The organism is Coprococcus sp. ART55/1 (assembly GCF_000210595.1).
In the GTDB taxonomy this organism is placed as follows: Bacteria; Bacillota; Clostridia; order Lachnospirales; family Lachnospiraceae; genus Coprococcus; species Coprococcus aceti.
On record NC_021018.1, the window covers coordinates 2,981,509 to 2,982,833 of the forward strand.

Below are 1,325 nucleotides of genomic sequence, written 5' to 3' on the forward strand. Positions count from 1 at the left end.
ATGATGATGATATGGCAACTCTGTTCTTGCCATCCTTAAGGTCAACATACAAAATACTTAGTATTCTTTGAAAGTCCAAGAACTGTCACATCCCAGTTGTAACCATATACCTCTTTCTTCAAAGTCTTAGCATACGCTGCCTCACCGCCCTCAGGGGGATTCTCTGTAGGATATTTGTATGTATACATATATTCATAATGGGTATCCTCCACATTCTGCTTCTTGACCTTTGAACAGAAAGTTGCAGTGTTAAGGCTTAACATCAGGCATATGAGGGCTATAAACATTCCGATCACAACGGTCAACCCTGTTCTCATCTCTCTGAGCATCTGTCTGACTCTGAATCTTCCGACAAATCCCATGTCTCCGAGATCGACATTGCTGCCCTTCGGCTGCTTGACCTCATTCTTTATAAGTGAAAGAGCTGTCTGTGAGAGCTTCTTTCTGATAACGAAGTAGTTCACAACTATCGCTGTCAGTGGAGGCATCACAATACCGTACACTATAAGAATCGGCGGAATCTTTACATCCATAGCAGGGATGGAATAATACGCATATGCATCTGCCATCTGAACAGGGATTCCCACATTGCTTATCCCGATCAGAAAACCGATTATGCCTGCAACTGTTGTGACTATGACCGGAAGTGTCAGATAATGCATCATGAGATCTCTTCTCTTGACCCCCAGGGCATAAAGTGCACCTATGACGCTGCTCTCCTTCTCTATTCCATGTACAACAAATACCGATATGACATATGTGAACAGAAGCATGAGCAGCACACCGAAGAAATATCCCGCCTGTACATTGATCTGCTGGTCATCAGCGGCTCCACCTGTTCTCGGATTATCATCACTTGTCACAAATGATGTAATATTTGCAAGATCTGTGTCGTAATCCTTGAGGAATGAATCCATCTCCTTCTTGAGTTCTGCCATTCCATCTGCAAGCTCATCAGAGCCATCCTTTGCATCCATAGCTCCATCTGTGTATTCTTTTATGCCGTCCTTGAATACCTTTATGCTGTCAATATCGCTCATGGCACTCTTGACACTCATAGCCACGATTCCACCCTGACTGTCGGCAATCTTAGTCATCTCGTCATTGTAATTATCCTCTGTGAGCTCTGTATCCAAACCATACGCTGAGAGAGATGATGACACCTGTTCAAGGTATGCGTCAAACAGCTCCTGTGCCGCATTGTTGAGCTTCCTGTTGTTATCAGTGAGTTCTCCAAGTCCATCTGCAAGTTCATTTGCGCCTGACTTAAGATCCTTTATGCCATCCTTGAAATCGTTTATGGCTGCGCCAGTTCTATCCCAGTA

The 1,325-nt window shown here is 44.1% G+C and carries 1 protein-coding gene; it reads right to left on the minus strand.

All coding sequences use genetic code 11. The annotated features are described in order from the left end of the window. Positions 1-41: 41 nt before the first annotated feature. A partial coding sequence (locus CCU_RS13415) for an ABC transporter permease (RefSeq protein ID WP_208896297.1) occupies positions 42-1,325 on the minus strand: 1,284 nt, incomplete at its 5' end.